The following is a 16,548-nucleotide window of genomic DNA, read 5'->3' as shown; positions in this document are numbered from 1 at the left end:
GGACAAGGAGGTGGTCGCCCTGTTCGGGGACGGCGCTTTCAGCCTCACCGGCTGGGACTTCGAAACGCTCGTGCGGTTCGACCTGCCGTTCGTCGTCTGAACACCCACGACCGGGGTGACAACCGGATCCCCGCGTGTAGCGCGAGATCCGCGGGTACGCGCGCGAGGTCCGCAATCCCGTCGGCCCCAGGTGGCGAGTCCGATGTCCGAAACGGCGACCCGCGCGACCCCGATCCCCCACCGTCCCGTGCGGCGGGGCCTGCGAGGCGCGACGCTCCTCAAGACCATCCGCACCACCGACCACAAGACGATCGGCGTGCTGTACCTGTCGACGTCGTTCGGGTTCTTCCTGATCGGTGGCCTGACGGCGCTGCTGATGCGGGCCGAGCTGGCGCGTCCCGGCCTGCAGTTCCTCTCCCCGGAGCAGTACAACCAGCTGTTCACCATGCACGGCACGATCATGCTGCTGCTCTACGCGACGCCCAACTTGTTCGGGTTCGCGAACTTCGTCCTGCCGCTGCAGATCGGCTCGCCGGACGTGGCGTTCCCGCGCCTCAACGCGTTTTCCTACTGGCTCTACCTCTTCGGCGGCCTGATCGTGCTGTCCGGCTACCTCACCCCCGGCGGCCCGCCGGACTTCGGCTGGACCGCGTACACCCCGCTGTCCAACGCCATCCACTCCCCCGGCGTCGGCGGCGACCTGTGGATCACCGGCCTGATCGTCACCGGCCTCGGCACCATCCTCGGCGCGGTCAACATGATCACGACCGTCGTCTGCCTGCGCTGCCCCGGGATGCTCATGTGGCGGATGCCGATCTTCACCTGGAACATCCTGTTCACGTCGGTGCTGATCCTGCTCGCGTTCCGATCCTCACCGCCGCGCTGTTCGCGCTGCTGGCCGACCGGCACCTCGGCGCGCACGTGTTCGACCCCGAAAACGGCGGCGCGATCCTGTGGCAGCACCTGTTCTGGTTCTTCGGCCACCCCGAGGTGTACGTGGTCGCGTTGCCGTACTTCGGGATCGTCACCGAGATCATCCCGGTGTTCAGCCGGAAGCCGTTGTTCGGCTACAAGACGATGGTGTTCGCGACGATCGGCATCACGGCGCTGTCGGCCGCGGTCTGGGCGCACCACATGTTCGCCACCGGCGCCGTGCTGCTGCCGTTCTTCTCGATCATGACGTTCCTCATCGCCGTGCCGACCGGGATCAAGTTCTTCAACCGGATCGGCACGATGTGGCGGGGTCAGCTGACGTTCGAGTCGCCGATGCTGTGGTCGGTCGGCTTCCTCGTCACGTTCCTGCTCGGCGGGCTGACCGGGATCATCCTCGCGTCCCCGCCGCTGGACTTCCACATCCACGACACGTACTTCGTCGTCGCGCACTTCCACTACGTGCTCTTCGGCACGATCGTGTTCGCCACGTTCGCCGGCATCTACTTCTGGTTCCCCAAGATCACCGGCCGGATGCTCGACGAACGCCTGGCGAAGTGGCACTTCTGGACCACCTTCACCGGCTTCCACACGACGTTCCTCATCCAGCACTGGCTCGGCGACGCCGGCATGCCCCGCCGCTACGCCGACTACCTCTCCAGCGACGGCTTCACCTGGATGCACACCGTCTCCACGATCGGGGCGTTCCTGCTCGGCCTTTCGGTGCTGCCGTTCCTCTGGAACGTCGTCAAGAGCTACCGCTACGGCGAACCCGCCCGCCGCCCCGGCACAACTTCCTCGACCTGCCCCGGATCCGCTCCGAGCGCCCGGCGTTCGAGCTGCACCACCCGCACATGGTCGAGCGGATGCGCGCGGAAGCCCACGTCACCAGGGGCCACCCGGAGGGCGCAGCCTCCCTGTCGGAGATCGCGGCGGGCGCCACGCAGCCCGACGAGCAGGGCGACAGCGACGACGTCCGGGGCCGCTGACGCCGGACGCTCCCGCCGTGGCGGGTGGTCACTCCCCGGCGGGGCGCACCGAAATCGCCGGGCCGGTCCCGGTGCCCGCCACCGGGACCGCGCCGAACCAGTCCAGGCAGACGACCATCGCGTCGTCCTCCGCCTGGCCGCCGTGCCGGCGCGAAGTCAGCTCCCGCAGCACCGCGCCCGGCACGTGGGCCGCGGGCAGGTCGGCGGTCGCGGTGACCGCCTCGGCGAGTTCGCGGTCGCCGTAGCGCTCGCCGTGCGTGCCGACCGCGTTGTAGACGCCGTCGCTGACGAACACGAACCGGTCGCCTTCGGCCGCCTGGAAGCTTTCCACCTCGTAGATCGTGCCGTCGAACGTGCCGAGCGGCAGCTGCTCGTCGAACAGGACCCGCTCGGCCTTCCCGTCCCGCAGCCGCCAGAGCCGGGGCGAACCGGCGTCGACGACAGCGACCGAACCGGTGGCGAGGTCGAACTCCAGCAGCAGCGCGGCCACGTGCTCGGCGCCGCGGTGGTGCGCGTAGAGCGCCTGGTCGGCGAGCTCGGCCTGCGCGTCGAGGGGGATCCCGGCGCGGCGGGCGTTGCGCAGCGCGTTGATCGCGAGGTTGGTCAGCAGGGCCGCCTCGCTGCCCTCGCCCATGCCGTTGATCAGTGTGACGGCGAGCTTGCTCGCGGACGCCGACCAGTCGAAGCAGTCGCCGTAGATGGCGTAGGCGGGCTCGAGCTGGCCGCCGAGCGCGAACTCGGCGCGGGTGCAGGCGCGGCCGGGCAGCAGCTGCCACTGCATCTCCGCGGCGAGCGTCAGCCGCGAGGAGCGCCGGGCCTGGATGTAGAGGTCGGTGTCGCGGTCGGCGACGAACAGTTCGTGGGCCACGGCTTCGGCGAACCGCTCGAGCTCGGCCCAGACGGGCGGCTCGGGTTCGGCGGGCAACGTCACGGCCAGGACGCCGAGCCGGTCCCCGCGCACGCTGACCGGGAAGTACCCGGTGACGCCGTCCGCGGCCGGCTCGAACGTCGCCGCCTGCGCGACGAAGGCCGCGCCCGGCGTGGTCCCCTCGACCGGGATCGGCTCCGACGAGTAGGGCTGTTCGCCCACCTGGCACAGTTCGGTCAGCGCGTAGTCGGCCATCAGCAGTTCGACCGCCCCGGCACCGAAGTGCTCGCGCAGCGCCGCGCGCAAAGCCCTGGTCAGGTCGTGCGGCGGTACGTCACGGAGGAGACGCTCCACCGCCAGGGATCTGTCCAACGCCTGCCTCCTGCTCACGGGTCCGCGCGCGCCGGCGCGGGCAAGTCTGTCGAGTCTGCGCCGCTCCGGCGTGCCGGGTCTACGGCGATTCGCGTGAGCTGTGCTGCCGGTTCAGCATAGGGATGTCAGAGTGGACGCCGTGGATCGATCCCGCGAGCAGGCCGCCCCGGACGGCGTGGCCGCTCTCGCGCGCCTCATCGAATCGGTCCTGGAAGGCGCGCAGGACGTGTCGCCGCGGCCGCTGTCGGTCTCGCAGCTGCGCGCGGTCGTCGCGCTCGACCGCCGTGACGGGGTCAACCTGCGGGAACTGGCCGAACAGCTCGACTCGACCCCGCCGCTGGTGAGCAGGCTGTGCGACCGGCTGGAGGCGGTGGGCTTCCTGGAACGCCTGCCCAGCGCGCGCAGCAGGCGGGAGCTGACGCTGCGGCTGTCCGACCGCGGCCGCGCGTACCTGCAGGACCTGCGGTCCCGGCGCCGGGACCGCGTCGAGACGCTGCTGGCGAAGATGACACCGGCCGGCCGGGCCGCGCTCGCCGGCGGGCTGGCGGAGTACCTGGCCCTCGCGGACCGGACCCCGGATTTGCATCGCTGACACAACTGTTGTTATATGACAACAGTCAACCGGCGTACAGCAGAGCGCGCCCCGATCACTCGAGGAGGGCTCGGTGCTGGGCACGGACGACAGCCAGGTCCGCGCGGTGCTCGCGCGCGTGCTGGAGGAGGACCGGGCCACACTGGCCGGGGACTGGGCCGGCCAGGAACCCGACGGCGGCCGGACCGGCCAAGAGCTCCGCCGCGAAGCCGCCGGTCTGCTCGACGCGCTGCGCACCGCGATCGCCGGGACGCTGCCGGTGTCCCGGATCGTCGACCAGGACCCCGCGGTGCGGGACGCGCTGACCTCGCTTTCCGAGCGCCGGGCCCGCGCGGGTGCCGAACCGCGGGCCACGGCCATGGCGATCCTCGCGCTCAAGCGCACGATGCTGGGCGCGATCGAGCGGCACACCGAGGACTCCGCGCTGCGCTACCGGGCCGCGCTGCTGGTCAACGAGCTGCTCGACAGCGCGGGCGTGCTGACCTTCGAGGTCTACGCGGCGGGCCGGGAACGGATCATCCGCGAGCAGCACAGCCAGGTGCTCGAGCTGTCCACGCCGGTCCTGCGGCTGTGGCGCCACGTCCTCGCGGTGCCCCTGATCGGCACGCTCGACAGCGCCCGGACGCAGGTCGTGATGAACAACCTCCTGGAGTCGATCCAGGCCAACGAGGCGCGGGTCGCGATCATCGACATCACCGGCGTCCCGACCGTCGACACCGCCGTGGCGCAGCACCTGCTGCAGACCGTCAGCGCCGTCCGGCTGATGGGCGCGGAGTGCGTGGTCAGCGGCATCCGCCCGTCGATCGCGCAGACCATCACGCAGCTGGGCATCGACCTCTCGCACATCGTCACCCGCGGCTCGCTCGCCGACGCGCTGGCGAGCGCGATGCAGCTCACCGGCGACACCGCCGCCCGGCCGGGCGTGACCGGGTGAACGCCGGCCTGCCCATCCTGAAACTCGGGGACATCCTGCTCGGCGGGCTGCTGAGCGACCTGGACGACAAGACCGCGCTCGCGTTCACCGACGAGCTGACCGCGCGGATCGCGGACGAGGGCATCCGCGGTGTGATCATCGACATCTCCCGGCTGGAGGTCGTCGACTCCTTCGTCGCCCGCGTGCTCATGCAGCTGGCCGGCACCGGCAGGCTGCTCGGCGCGCGGATGATCGTCGCGGGCATGCGCCCGGCCGTCGCGCTGACGCTGACCGAGCTCGGCCTGCAGCTGACCGGGGTCCGCACGGCGCTGAACGCGGAACAGGCGATGGAGCTGCTGGGCTGGCGCCGTCCCGCCGAGGCCGCCGAAGAGGCGCCCCATGCTTCCTGAGGAGCGGACGGTCCCGCCCGCCGAGCACCCCGTCCAGGTCGAGGAAGACCTCCTCGCCGCCCGGCACGCCGTGCGGGCCGCCGCCGTCTCCGCCGGGTTCTCGATCGTCGACCAGACGAAGATCGTCACCGCGGCCAGCGAGCTGGTCCGCAACGCCTACATCCACGGCGGCGGCGGCACGATGACCGTCGACGTGGTGCGGGACCCCGCCGGGCGGACCGGGCTGCGGCTGCGGGTCCGCGACGAAGGCCCGGGGATCGCCGACGTCGAGCAGGCGATGACCGACGGGTTCAGCACCGGCGCCGGACTGGGGCACGGCCTCGGTGGCACCCGCCGCCTGGTCCACGACTTCGACCTCGACACCGAGCCCGGCCGCGGCACCACCGTCACGGTCGCGCGCTGGCAGCCGTGACCGCCACCGTCGCCGAGCAGACCAGCCGCATCCGCGTCGACCACCCCAGCGCCGCGTACGCCGCCGCCCGCGTCGCCCGCGAGACCGCGCACGCGGCCGGGCTCCCGGACGTGCTGGCCGAACGCGCCGCGGTCGTGGCCGCCGAGCTCGCGGGCAACATCGACAAGCACACCACCGGCGGCTCGGTGTTCGTGCAGCGGTCGCTGACCGGGCGCGGCGTCGACTTGCTGGCCGCCGACGACGGGCCCGGCATGGCCGACCTCGACCACTGGCTGCTGGACGGCAACACGACCACCGCCACGCTCGGCACCGGCCTCGGCGCGGTGCTCCGGATGGCGACCGGGTTCCGGATCACGTCCTCGCCCGAGACCGGGACGCTCGCCGCCGCCCGGCTGCTGGCGCCCGCGCCGCCCCCGCCCGGCGGCGCGATCGGGCACTTCCGCCTGGCGCGCGAAGGCGAACAGCACTGCGGTGACGCCGTCGCGCTGGCCGACGTCACCGGCAGCCGGACCGCCGTCGTCGCCGACGGGCTCGGCCACGGGCCCGAAGCCGCCGAAGCCGCCGAAGCCGCGCTGCGCGTGTTCGCCGAGAACCCGGACCGCCCGCTGCCGCACCAGCTCACGAACATGCACCGCGCGCTCCGCACGACCCGGGGTGCCGCGGTCGCGCTGGTGCGGATCGCGCCGCGGCGGCTCGAGTTCTGCGGCGTCGGCAACGTCAGCGGCGCGAGCGTCGGGGACGGCCCGTCCCGGCTGCTGCTCAGCACCCCCGGCATCGTCGGGTTCACGCTGCCGTCGGCGCCGGTCCGGCACCTGGAGCTGGCCGACGACGACGTCGTGGTCCTGCACACCGACGGCGTCGGCACCGGGTGGCGCGTCCCCGGCCGGGCCCCGGACCTGCTGCTGCTCGCCGCGGAACTGGCCCACCGGCACCGAAACCCGCGCGACGACGCGGCCATGCTCGCCCTGCGCGCCGGCCGGGCCGGCTGATGCGCCCCGACCTGGCCCGGATCCGGGCGCGGCTGCGCACTGCCTGCGGCGAAGCCGGCGTCGACCCCGGCGACCGCGCGCGGCTGGTGCTCGCCGTGACCCTGCTCGCCGAACCCGCCCTCACCGCCGGCGAAACCGTCGACGTGGCCACGGCGGCCTCGGACCGGCGGCTGGCCGTCACCGCGCGGCTCGACCACGCGGTGAGCCAGCACAGCCGCAACGCCCTGCCCCTGCTGCCCGAAAGGGGCGACGACGAGACGCTCACCTGGCACCTCGCCGGCGGCGGGCCGGTGACGCCCGCCGACCCCGACGACGAGCGGGCGACGCGCGAGGAGATGCTCGCCCTGATCGCCCGCACCGACACGCTCACGCAGGAGCAGCGGCAGCTCAAGCACGAGCTGGCGGAGACCAACAGCGGCGTGCTCGCGATGTACGTCGACCTCGAACAGCGCGACGAGCAGCTCCGCCGCGCGCACGCGGTCATCTTCCGCGAGCTGGAGGACGCGCTGCGCCCGCGCCCGCCCGCGGTGGCGGGCCTGGAGCTGGCCGTCCACTACTCCCCGACCGACCAGGACTCCCCCACCGGCGGCGACCTCTACGACTGGTTCGTGCTGCCCGACGGCCAGGTCCACGTGACGCTGGTCGACGCGGTCGGCCACGGCGTCACCTCGACGCGGCACGCGCTCACCGTCACCCACGCGATCCGCACGCTGGCGCTGGAGGGGCACCCGTTCCCCGACCTGATCGCGCGCGCGTCCCGCACCCTGGCCGCGATCGAGCCCGACCTGATGGCCACGGTCATCCTCGCCCGCACCGACCCGGCGACCGGCCGAACCCGCCTGGCGAACGGCGGCCACCCGGAACCCGTACTGGTCAAGGCATCCGGCCCGGCCCGCCTCCTGCCCGCCCCGGTCATCGGCCGCGGCGTCGGCTTCCCCGACCCCGGCAGCGGCCGGCTGGTCGAGGTGGACCTCGACCCGGGCGACACGCTGCTGCTCTACACCGACGGCCTGGTCGAGAGCCGCAAGGACATCGACGAAGGCCAGGTCCGGCTGCTGGCGCTGGCGGAGACCCACCGCACGCACCCGGCCGCGACGCTGCCCCGCGAGCTGGTGACCCGCATGCACGACGTGGTCCGCCACGCCGACGACACGGTGGTCCTGGTGCTGCGCCGCCTCACTGTCCATTCCGGACAGTAAGGCGGCGGGCCGGACCCGCCGAACCCGCCGGCCTGCTCCGCCGCACGGAATCCGGCGCCCCCGGAGCCCGTGGCGGGCCGCCCGCGATCCCTGCCGGACGGTAGCCGGGCCGGTTCCGCCGGCCCCCGGTCACCTCGGCCGCAGGGATTACGGCGTCGGCACCCGGAGCCGGGCGGGCCGCGCCCCCGGAGCCCGCGGCGGGCCGCCTCACAATCCCCTCCGGACCATAGCCGGGCCGGTTCCGCCGGCCCGCCGGTCACCTCGACCGCAAGGATTCCGGCCCCCGCACTCGAAGCCCGAGCCGGCCACCGGTCCCACGATCACCTCGACCGCAAAGACTCCGGCGTCGGCACCCGGAGCCGGGCGGCCGCGCCCCGCGATGCGGAATCTGGCCCGGCCCCCGAACCCGGCTGCGGGCTGCCGGGAGTCCACCGCCCCCGCCGTGCGAACCGGCCCGGCCGCGCCGCTACTGGGGCCCGTTGGTCAGCGAAAGGTTGAACGTGTAGCGCGAAGCCCGGTACACGTGCCACCCGTACTCGACCACCCGGCCGGTGTCGTCGTAAGTGGTCCGCTGCATCGTGAGCAGGGCCGCACCCGGCTCCTCGCGCAACAGCTCCGCGTCCTCCTCGGTCGCCGTCCGGGCGCCGATGTTCTGCTCGGCGGCGTGCAGGCGGACCCCCGCCGAGCGCAGCAGCTGGTAGAGACCGCGCTCGCGCAGCTCGTCGTCGGTCGGGTCGATGATGCCCACCGGCAGGTAGTTGTTCATCAGGGCGAGGGGTTCGCCGTCGGTGGAGCGGATCCGCGTCAGCCGGCGCACGTGGGCCAGCCCCGGCGCTTCCAGCAGCTCGGCCACCTCCGCGCCGGCGTTCTCGACGCGGTTGGCCAGCACCGCCGACTCCGGTTTGCCGCCGAGCCCGGCGAGGTCGTCGAACAGGCTGCTCAGCCGCAGCGGCCGGGCGACCTTGGTGCGGACGACCTGCGTCCCGATCCCGCGCCGTCGCACGAGCAGCCCCTGGTTGACCAGTGTCTGGATCGCCTGGCGGACGGTCGGGCGCGACAGGCGCAGGTTCGCGGCCAGGTCCACCTCGTTGCCCAGCCGCGCCCCCGCCGGCAGCCTGCCGTCCTCGATCGCGGCGTGCAGCTGCCGCGAAACCTGGAAGTACAGCGGCTCGGGGCTGCCCGGGTCCAGCACGATCTCCCGCCCGGCATCCCAGGCCGGGGAGGTGATGTCCGGCTTGCTCATCCCCGGATGCTACCGCCTCGGCGGCCACTGTAGGGATGACGTGTTGTCCATATGTCTTGACAAAGTCCGCAGCCGCTGGAATCGTCGTTCTCGGGAGGGCCGGTGCGCGGTCCGGGGAGGGGAAGCGTGATCGACGTGGTGCGGCGCATCGTCGCCAAACGGGTGCACGACCCGGAAGCGATCGCCGAGGCGGCCGCGAACCGCGTGCGGGCCGCATCGCCGTTCAACGACAAGGGCCGCACGATGATCATCGCCGCGGACCACCCCGCCCGCGGCGCGAACGCGGTGGGCGGAAACCCGACGGCGATGGCCGACCGCGGCGAGCTCCTCGAGCGGTTGTGCCTCGCGCTGGAGCGCCCGGGCGTCACCGGTGTGCTCGCGACCGCGGACGTCGTCGACGACCTGCTCCTGCTCGGGGTACTCGACGGCAAGACGGTGCTCGGGTCGATGAACCGCACCGGGCTGGCCGGGTCGAGCTTCGAGATCGACGACCGCTTCGCTTGCTACGACGCCGAATCCCTCGACCGGATGGGCTTCGACGGCGGCAAGACGCTGACCCGGATCTGCCTCGACGACCCGGCAACGCCGGCCGTCCTGGAAAACACCGCGAAGGCCGTCAACGACCTGGCCGACCGCAAGCTCATCGCGATGATCGAGCCGTTCCTGTCGGTGTGGGCGGGCGGGCGCCTCAAGAACGACCTCTCCCCCGACGCCGTGATCAAGTCCATCACCATCGCTTCCGGGCTCGGCCGCTCGTCGGCCCGCACCTGGCTCAAGCTGCCGGTGGTGGACGAAATGGAGCGCGCGCTGGCGTCTTCGACACTGCCCGCCGTCCTGCTCGGCGGCGAGGTCAAGGACGCCGACGCGGCGTTCTCGGCCTGGCAGCGGGCACTCGCCCTGCCGACCGTGCAGGGCCTGGTGGTCGGGCGGTCCCTGCTGTACCCGCACGACGGGGACGTCGCCAAGGCCGTCGACACCGCGGTGGGGCTGCTGTGAACACCACTACTTCGAGGAGCACCGTGCACACCGTCGAACACTGGATCAACGGCGCCGCCACGTCCGCGGGCTCGACCCGCACCGCGCCGGTCTACGACCCGGCCACCGGGCAGGAACAGGCCCGGGTCCTGCTGGCCGGTCCCTCCACTGTGGACACCGCCGTCGCCGCCGCGAGCAAAGCCTTCGAGGCGTGGGGCGACTCCTCGCTGTCCCAGCGCACCAAGGTGATGTTCGCTTTCCGCGAGCTGCTGGTGAGGCACGAAGACGAACTCGCGCGGATCATCTCCGGCGAACACGGCAAGGTGATCGAGGACGCCCGCGGCGAGGTCATCCGCGGCCGCGAGGTCGTCGAATACGCCTGCGGCATCGCCGACGCGCTCAAGGGCAGCTTCTCCGACCAGGTCTCCCGCGACGTCGACGTCCACGACTTCCGGCAGCCGCTCGGTGTCGTCGCCGGGATCACCCCGTTCAACTTCCCGATCATGGTGCCGTTGTGGATGCACCCGATCGCGATCGCCACCGGTAACACGTTCGTCCTCAAGCCGAGCGAGCGCGACCCGTCGGTTTCGAACTTCGTCGCCCGCCTCTACGCCGAGGCCGGGCTGCCGGACGGCGTGTTCACCGTCGTGCACGGCGACAAGACCGCGGTCGACGCGATCCTCGACCACCCGGACATCGCCGCCGTGTCCTTCGTCGGCTCCACCCCCATCGCCAAGTACGTCCACGAGCGGGGCACCGCGGCCGGCAAGCGCGTCCAGGCCCTCGGCGGTGCGAAGAACCACGCGGTGGTCCTGCCCGACGCCGATCTGGAGTACGCGGCCGACCACCTCACCGCGGCGGCGTTCGGCTCGGCCGGGCAGCGCTGCATGGCGATCTCGGTCGGGGTGGCCGTGGGCGCGGCCGGCGACGCGCTGGTCGAGGTCCTCGAGCGCAAGGCGAACGAGGTCAAGGTGGGCCCGGGCAGCGACCCGGCGAGCGACATGGGCCCGGTCGTCACCGAAGCCGCGCGCGAGCGGGTGGTGAACGCCGTCGCCCGGGGCGCCGAGCAGGGCGCGACGGTGGTGGTCGACGGTCGCGGCCTGAAGGTCGAAGGCCACGAAGAGGGTTTCTTCGTCGGCCCGTCGTTGCTGGACGGCGTGACCACGGAGATGGACGCCTACCGCGAGGAGATCTTCGGCCCGGTGCTCGCGATCGTCCGCACCGCGACGGTCGAGGAGGCGATCGCGGTCATCAACGCCAACCCGTACGGCAACGGCACGGCGATCTTCACCGGCAGCGGCGAAGCGGCGCGCAAATTCCAGCGCGAGGTGAAGGTCGGCATGATCGGCGTCAACGTCCCGATCCCGGTGCCGATGTCGTACTACTCCTTCGGCGGCTGGAAGGACTCCCTGATCGGCGACAGTCCCGTCCACGGCCCGGCGGGCGTCCGCTTCTACACCCGCGCGAAGGTCGTCACCACGCGCTGGCCCCGGACGGAGGCGGGCTTCACCTTCCCGACCTCCAGCTAACCGGAACACCCATCTCCGGTTTCCGGTACGGTGGACGTCGTCACCGACGAAGGAGGCTCCCCGTGGGATACCGAGGCCCGCTCCCGAAGACCGCCGTGGACCGCGTCAACACGTGCGTGGGCTCGCTGCGGACGTCACCCCGCTGGGGCAAGCTGGTCCGCCGCCACCTGACCCAGGTCACCTACACCGGCCGGCGGTCGGGCCGGACGTTCACCACCCCTGTCGGCTACCGGCGGGCGGGGAACGTCGTCACCATCGGCGTCCGGCTCCCGGACGCGAAGTCGTGGTGGCGCAACTTCACCGGCGAGGGCGGCCCGCTGTCCCTCGACCTCGACGACACCGGCCGCACCGGCCACGCCACCGCGCGGCGCGACGAAAAGGGCCGCGTCACCGTGACCGTCCGGCTGGACGAAACCGCCTGACGGCCCGTGCCGACGCAGCCCGGCCCTAGCCGAAACGCGCTAGCGAGCCCCCCTGTGCCACAGCAGGCCACCGCCGCCGGACGAAGCCACCCGGCGCCGCAGCGGGCCGATTCCACTCAGCCGAACCATCTCGCGAGCCACCCCACACGGAGGCAACCCGGCGAGGCCCGCCGCCTCACCGCGCCAATCGCCGCCCCACTCCAGCAGCAGCAACCCCACCCCACCCGACCAACCGACCCAACCGGCCATCCCTTGCCACAGCAGGTCGGCGAGACCCGCCACCCCACCGCGCCAATCGCCGCCCCACTCCAGCAGCAGCAACCCCACCCCACCCGACCAACCGACCTAACCGGCCATCCCTTGCCACAGCAGGTCGGCGAGGCTCGCCGCCTCACCGCGCCAGTCGCCGCCCGGGTCGAGCAGCAGCAAGCCGGCCAGGCCACGCAGCACCACCACCGGGTCGAGACCCGGTCGCACCGTGCCTGCCGCCGCGTTCGCTTCGAGGAGGGCCGCCATCGCGCCGATCATGGACTCGTAGGCGCTCGCGGGCAGCTCGCCGCGGGAGGCCGTCGCGCGGCGCAGCGCGTCGGCCAGCCCCTTCTTCGTCATCATGTAGTGCGCCAGGTGGTCGGTGACCCACACCCGGAACGCCTCGTCCGGCGCGTGCTTGTCCAGCAGCACCGGCACGATCTCCACGATGTGCCGCACCTCGCGCTGGTAGACCGCGAGGATCAGCGCCTCCGGCGTCGGGAAGTGCCGGTACACCGTGCCGACCCCGACCTCGGCCTGCTTCGCGATGGCGTTGAACGAGACCTCGCCGGTCCGGGCGAGCGACTCCCCCGCCACGACGAGGATGCGCTCGTGGTTGCGCCGGGTGTCCGCGCGCCGGGGGCTGACCGAACCCGTCGTCATCGTCCCTCCCGTTCCTCGTCCGCCGGCTTCCGTCCGCCGAATCTAACCCAGACCTGGAGCAACTCCAGCGTGACCGGTTCGTTGCGAAGCGGATTGTAATCCGCTAGCCTCGCGAACAGGTGAAGCGGATGACTATCCGCTCCCTTTGATCGCCGCCACCACCACCGTCCGGAACCGATCCGGGCGAGCTGCGGAAAGAGACCTGTGGACATCTCACTCGAAGTCAACGGCAGTACCGAACACCTGGACGTCGATCCCGGCGTGACCCTCCTGGACGCGCTGCGCGAGCGCCTCGACGTCACCGGCCCGAAGAAGGGCTGCGACCGCGGCCAGTGCGGTGCCTGCACGGTGCACGTCGGCGGGCGGCCCGTGCTCTCCTGCCTGACCCTTGCCGCCACCGTCAAGCAGCCGGTCACCACCGTCGAAGGACTGTCCACAGAGGACGAGCTGCACCCGGTGCAGCAGGCGTTCGTGGACCAGGACGCGCTGCAGTGCGGGTTCTGCACCGCCGGGCAGATCATGTCGGCGGTCGCCGCCGTCGAGCAGGACGTCGAGGACGTGCGCGAGTTCATGTCCGGCAACCTCTGCCGGTGCGCCGCGTACCCGAACATCGTCAAGGCTGTCGAGCAGGCGAGGCGGGCCGATGCGTCCCTTTGAGCTGACCGCGCCCACCACCGTCGAAGCGGCGCTCGCGACCCCCGGCACCTTCCTCGCCGGCGGGACGACGCTCGTCGACCTCATGAAGCTCGACGTCCTCACGCCCGAGCACGTCCTCGACATCAACGAAGTCCCGCTGCGCGGCATCGACACCTCCGACGGCCTGCGCTTCGGCGCGCTGGAGCGGATGAGCGCCATCGCCGCGCACCCGCAGGTGTACCCGGCGATCTCGCGGGCCCTGCTGCTCAGCGCGTCCCAGCAGCTGCGGAACATGGCCAGCATCGGCGGGAACCTGCTGCAGCGCACCCGCTGCGGCTACTTCCGCGACGTCGCCTCGCCGTGCAACAAGCGCGTGCCCGGCAGCGGCTGCCCCGCGCTCACCGGCGCGAACCGCATGCACGCGATCCTCGGCACCAGCGACTCCTGCGCGGCGACGCACGCCAGCGACGTCGCGGTCGCACTGGTCGCGCTCGACGCCCGCGTGAAGCTGGCCGGTTCCGAAGGCACCCGCGAAGTCGCCCTCGCCGACTTCTACCAGCTGCCCGGGGACACCCCCGCGCTGGAGAACGACCTGCGGCCGGGCGAACTGATCACCGAGGTCATCGTGCCGCGGCTGGACTGGGCGGCGAACTCCACCTACGTCAAGGTGCGCGACCGGCAGTCCTACGAGTTCGCGCTGTGCTCGGCGGCCGTCGCGCTGGACGTCCGGGACGGCGTCATCGCCGACGCCCGCGTCGCGGCCGGTGGTGTCGGGACCGTGCCGTGGCGGCTGCCGTCCGTCGAAGCCGCCCTGCGGGGTGGCCCGGCGACCCAGGCCGCCTTCGAAGAAGCCGCCGCCGTGGCGGCCGAGGGCGCGGAAACGCTGTCCGACAACGGGTACAAGGTGCCACTGCTCAAGCGGACCCTCGTCCGCGCGCTGCTCGAACTGACCGAGGGGAGCTCCCGATGATCACCCGGCTGGACGCGCCGCTGAAGGTCACCGGTCAGGCCAAGTACGGCGCCGACCACCACTTCCCCGGCATGGCCTACGGCTACGTCGTGCTCAGCACGATCGCCCACGGCGAGATCGAAGCCATGGACTTCTCCGCGGCGCGGGAGGCGCCCGGCGTCGTCGGCGTGTACTCGCCGTTCGACCCGCTGGAGATGCGCACGGCCACGTCGCCGCTGTTCGGCGACACGTGGGTTCCGCTGCAGGACAAGGAAGTCACCTACTACGGCCAGCCGATCGGCTTCGTGGTCGCGGAGACGTTCGAGCAGGCCCGCGACGCGGCCTCGCTGGTGAACGTCGCCTACCGCCCGTTGCCGGCCAAGACGTCGCTGACCGAAGGCCTCGCCACGGCCGAAGACGCGCCGCCGGCCCGGGACGGCGCGCCGCCGACGCTGGAGGTCCTCGCCGACGGCGTCGAATCCATCGACGACGCGTTCGCCGCGAGCCCGGTCGTCGTCGAAGCGACCTACACCACGGCGACGCAGAACCACGCCGCGATGGAGCCGCACTCCGCGGTCGCGGTGTGGGACGACGGCGAGCTGACCGTCTACAGCGGAAACCAGGCGTCGAACCTGCAGGCGATGGAGCTGGCCAGCGCCCTGGACCTGGAACTGACCGCCGTGCACTGCGTGAACCCGTTCGTCGGCGGCGCTTTCGGTGGCAAGGGCCGCACGTCGGCACCGGCGTTCCTCGCCGCCGCGGCGGCGCGGTCCCTCGACCGCCCGGTGAAGGCCGCGCTCACCCGTGAGCAGGTCTTCACCGCGACCGCCGGCCGGGCCGCGACGGTCCAGACGATCAAGCTCGGCGCCGAACGGGACGGCTCGCTCGTCGCGCTCAGCCACGACTCGTGGTGCAGCACCGACGCCGCCCGGTCGTTCGTCGAGCCGACGTCGCACGGCACCTCGCGCGAGTGGTACGCCACGCAGAACCTGGCCATCAGCCAGAAGATCGTGCCGCTGAACATCCCGCCGACGACGTTCATGCGCGCCCCCGGCGAGGCACCCGGTTCGTTCGCGCTGGAAAGCGCGGTCGACGAACTCGCCGTCGCGCTGGGCATGGACCCGATCGAGCTGCGCATCCGCAACAACTCGACCGCCCCGCCGGGCAAGGACCTGCAGTGGTCGAGCAAGCACCTCGACGAGTGCTTCCGCATCGGCGCGCAGCGCTTCGGCTGGGCGCACCGCCCGCCCGGCACGCGCACCGAAGGCGACTGGCTCGTCGGCATGGGCGTGGCCACGGCGATGTTCCCGGCGCTGCGGTTCCCGGCCACGGTGGGCATCACGCTGCACGCGGACGACACCGCCGACGTCGCCACCAGCGGCGCGGACCCGGGCACCGGCCTGCTCACGGTGCTCTCCCTGGTGGGCGCGGAATCGCTCGACATCCCGGCCGACCGGATCACGCCGCGGCTCGGCGACTCGGCGCTCCCGCCGGGCGGCCTGTCCGGCGGCTCGACGGCGACGGCGAGCGCGGGCACCGCGATCATGATCGCGGCGGTCAAGGCCATCGACGAACTGGTGGCGCTCGCCGCCGATCCCGGTGCGCCGTTCGAAGGCCACGAAGTCACCTACGCCGACGGCCGGGTGTTCGCGGACGGCCGCAGCATGACCTTCGGCGAACTGCTGCGCGCGGTCGGCCGCGAGTCGCTCGAAGTGACCGGCTCGTCGGCGCCGGGCGAGGAGCTCACGAAGCACTCGTTCAGCTCGTGGGGCGCCCAGTTCTGCGAGGTCCGGGTGCACCGCCTGACCCGCGAAGCCCGCGTCTCGCGGATGCTCGGCGTGTTCGACTCGGGCCGGATCATCAACGACAAGGCGGCCCGCAGCCAGATCATGGGCGGCATGATCTGGGGTGTCTCGGCGGCGCTGCACGAAGGTCTGGAGATCGAGGCGAACGGCCGGTTCGCCAACGGCGACTTCGCGAGCTACCTGCTCCCGGTCAACGCCGACATCCCGGAGGTCGACGTCCACTTCGTCGAGTACCCGGACACGCTGCACAACGCCGTCGGCGCGCGCGGCCTCGGCGAGATCGGCACGGTCGGCATGGCGGCGGCGGTGGCCAACGCCGTGTACAACGCCACCGGCACCCGGGTCCGGCACATCCCGATCACCATCGAGGACCTCCTCGAAGACTGACGGCGGGGCGGGGCGC

General features: G+C 72.4%; 15 protein-coding genes and 2 pseudogenes. 14 read left to right on the top strand and 3 right to left on the bottom strand.

Translation table 11 applies throughout. The features are described from left to right. Positions 1 to 94, top strand: a pseudogene (locus AB0B33_RS38385) (thiamine pyrophosphate-dependent enzyme); the annotation flags it as partial. Between the two features lie 108 nt (positions 95 to 202). After that, positions 203 to 1,919: pseudogene (gene ctaD, locus AB0B33_RS38380) on the top strand (cytochrome c oxidase subunit I). Between the two features lie 28 nt (positions 1,920 to 1,947). Here the strand turns inward: ctaD and AB0B33_RS38375 are convergent. Then, a complete protein-coding gene (locus tag AB0B33_RS38375; RefSeq protein ID WP_360781291.1) occupies positions 1,948 to 3,159 on the bottom strand; it encodes a PP2C family protein-serine/threonine phosphatase in 1,212 nt (403 codons plus the stop codon). A gap of 175 nt (positions 3,160 to 3,334) precedes the next feature. Here AB0B33_RS38375 and AB0B33_RS38370 point away from each other — a divergent pair, with 175 nt between their 5' ends. The 6 genes from AB0B33_RS38370 (at position 3,335) to AB0B33_RS38345 (ending at position 7,674) form a co-directional block, all read left to right on the top strand. Continuing rightward, positions 3,335 to 3,751, top strand: a complete 417-nt coding sequence (locus tag AB0B33_RS38370; RefSeq protein WP_247025182.1) for a MarR family transcriptional regulator — start codon at positions 3,335 to 3,337, stop codon at positions 3,749 to 3,751. A 73-nt stretch (positions 3,752 to 3,824) separates the two neighbouring features. After that, positions 3,825 to 4,685 (top strand): STAS domain-containing protein, encoded by an 861-nt coding sequence (locus AB0B33_RS38365; protein WP_360781289.1) that lies wholly within the window; start codon positions 3,825 to 3,827, stop codon positions 4,683 to 4,685. Continuing rightward, positions 4,682 to 5,074 (top strand): STAS domain-containing protein, encoded by a 393-nt coding sequence (locus AB0B33_RS38360; protein ID WP_360781287.1) that lies wholly within the window; start codon positions 4,682 to 4,684, stop codon positions 5,072 to 5,074. The genes AB0B33_RS38365 and AB0B33_RS38360 overlap by 4 nt, the downstream gene beginning before the upstream one ends. After that, positions 5,064 to 5,486 (top strand): anti-sigma regulatory factor, encoded by a 423-nt coding sequence (locus AB0B33_RS38355; RefSeq protein ID WP_360781285.1) that lies wholly within the window; start codon positions 5,064 to 5,066, stop codon positions 5,484 to 5,486. Before AB0B33_RS38360 ends, AB0B33_RS38355 begins: the two co-directional genes overlap by 11 nt. Beyond that, positions 5,483 to 6,475, top strand: coding sequence for a SpoIIE family protein phosphatase (locus AB0B33_RS38350; protein ID WP_360781283.1), 993 nt, complete (start codon positions 5,483 to 5,485; stop codon positions 6,473 to 6,475). The genes AB0B33_RS38355 and AB0B33_RS38350 overlap by 4 nt, the downstream gene beginning before the upstream one ends. Further along, a complete protein-coding gene (locus AB0B33_RS38345) occupies positions 6,475 to 7,674 on the top strand; it encodes a SpoIIE family protein phosphatase (RefSeq protein ID WP_360781281.1) in 1,200 nt (399 codons plus the stop codon). Before AB0B33_RS38350 ends, AB0B33_RS38345 begins: the two co-directional genes overlap by 1 nt. A gap of 466 nt (positions 7,675 to 8,140) precedes the next feature. Here the strand turns inward: AB0B33_RS38345 and AB0B33_RS38340 are convergent, their stop codons facing one another. Then, complete coding sequence (locus AB0B33_RS38340; protein ID WP_360781279.1) at positions 8,141 to 8,917, bottom strand: GntR family transcriptional regulator; 777 nt, start codon at positions 8,915 to 8,917, stop codon at positions 8,141 to 8,143. Between the two features lie 126 nt (positions 8,918 to 9,043). Here AB0B33_RS38340 and AB0B33_RS38335 point away from each other — a divergent pair, with 126 nt between their 5' ends. The 3 genes from AB0B33_RS38335 to AB0B33_RS38325 all read left to right on the top strand — a co-directional run bounded on the left by AB0B33_RS38335 (position 9,044) and on the right by AB0B33_RS38325 (position 11,843). Then, entirely contained in the window at positions 9,044 to 9,913 is an 870-nt protein-coding gene (locus AB0B33_RS38335) for an aldolase (RefSeq protein WP_360781277.1), read from the top strand. 23 nt (positions 9,914 to 9,936) lie between these two features. After that, positions 9,937 to 11,421, top strand: coding sequence for a CoA-acylating methylmalonate-semialdehyde dehydrogenase (locus AB0B33_RS38330; RefSeq protein WP_360781275.1), 1,485 nt, complete (start codon positions 9,937 to 9,939; stop codon positions 11,419 to 11,421). 62 nt (positions 11,422 to 11,483) lie between these two features. Then, entirely contained in the window at positions 11,484 to 11,843 is a 360-nt protein-coding gene (locus AB0B33_RS38325; RefSeq protein WP_360781273.1) for a hypothetical protein, read from the top strand. A 345-nt stretch (positions 11,844 to 12,188) separates the two neighbouring features. On the opposite strand, the gene AB0B33_RS38320 is transcribed toward AB0B33_RS38325, so the two are convergent. After that, on the bottom strand, positions 12,189 to 12,755 hold the full coding sequence (locus AB0B33_RS38320) for a TetR/AcrR family transcriptional regulator (protein ID WP_360781271.1): 567 nt from the start codon (positions 12,753 to 12,755) through the stop codon (positions 12,189 to 12,191). Positions 12,756 to 12,959: 204 nt separating this feature from the next. On the opposite strand from AB0B33_RS38320, the gene AB0B33_RS38315 reads away from it, so the two are divergent. The 3 genes from AB0B33_RS38315 to AB0B33_RS38305 are packed head-to-tail and all read left to right on the top strand — an operon-like array spanning position 12,960 to position 16,532. Continuing rightward, on the top strand, positions 12,960 to 13,412 hold the full coding sequence (locus tag AB0B33_RS38315; protein WP_247024572.1) for a (2Fe-2S)-binding protein: 453 nt from the start codon (positions 12,960 to 12,962) through the stop codon (positions 13,410 to 13,412). After that, positions 13,399 to 14,361, top strand: coding sequence for a xanthine dehydrogenase family protein subunit M (locus AB0B33_RS38310; protein WP_360781269.1), 963 nt, complete (start codon positions 13,399 to 13,401; stop codon positions 14,359 to 14,361). Before AB0B33_RS38315 ends, AB0B33_RS38310 begins: the two co-directional genes overlap by 14 nt. Then, positions 14,358 to 16,532 (top strand): xanthine dehydrogenase family protein molybdopterin-binding subunit, encoded by a 2,175-nt coding sequence (locus AB0B33_RS38305; protein ID WP_360781267.1) that lies wholly within the window; start codon positions 14,358 to 14,360, stop codon positions 16,530 to 16,532. Before AB0B33_RS38310 ends, AB0B33_RS38305 begins: the two co-directional genes overlap by 4 nt. Positions 16,533 to 16,548 lie beyond the last annotated feature (16 nt).

Source organism: Amycolatopsis sp. NPDC049159 (assembly GCF_040648295.1).
Classification (GTDB): Bacteria; Actinomycetota; Actinomycetes; order Mycobacteriales; family Pseudonocardiaceae; genus Amycolatopsis; species Amycolatopsis pretoriensis_A.
This window is presented reverse-complemented; position numbering and strand designations above follow the sequence as displayed.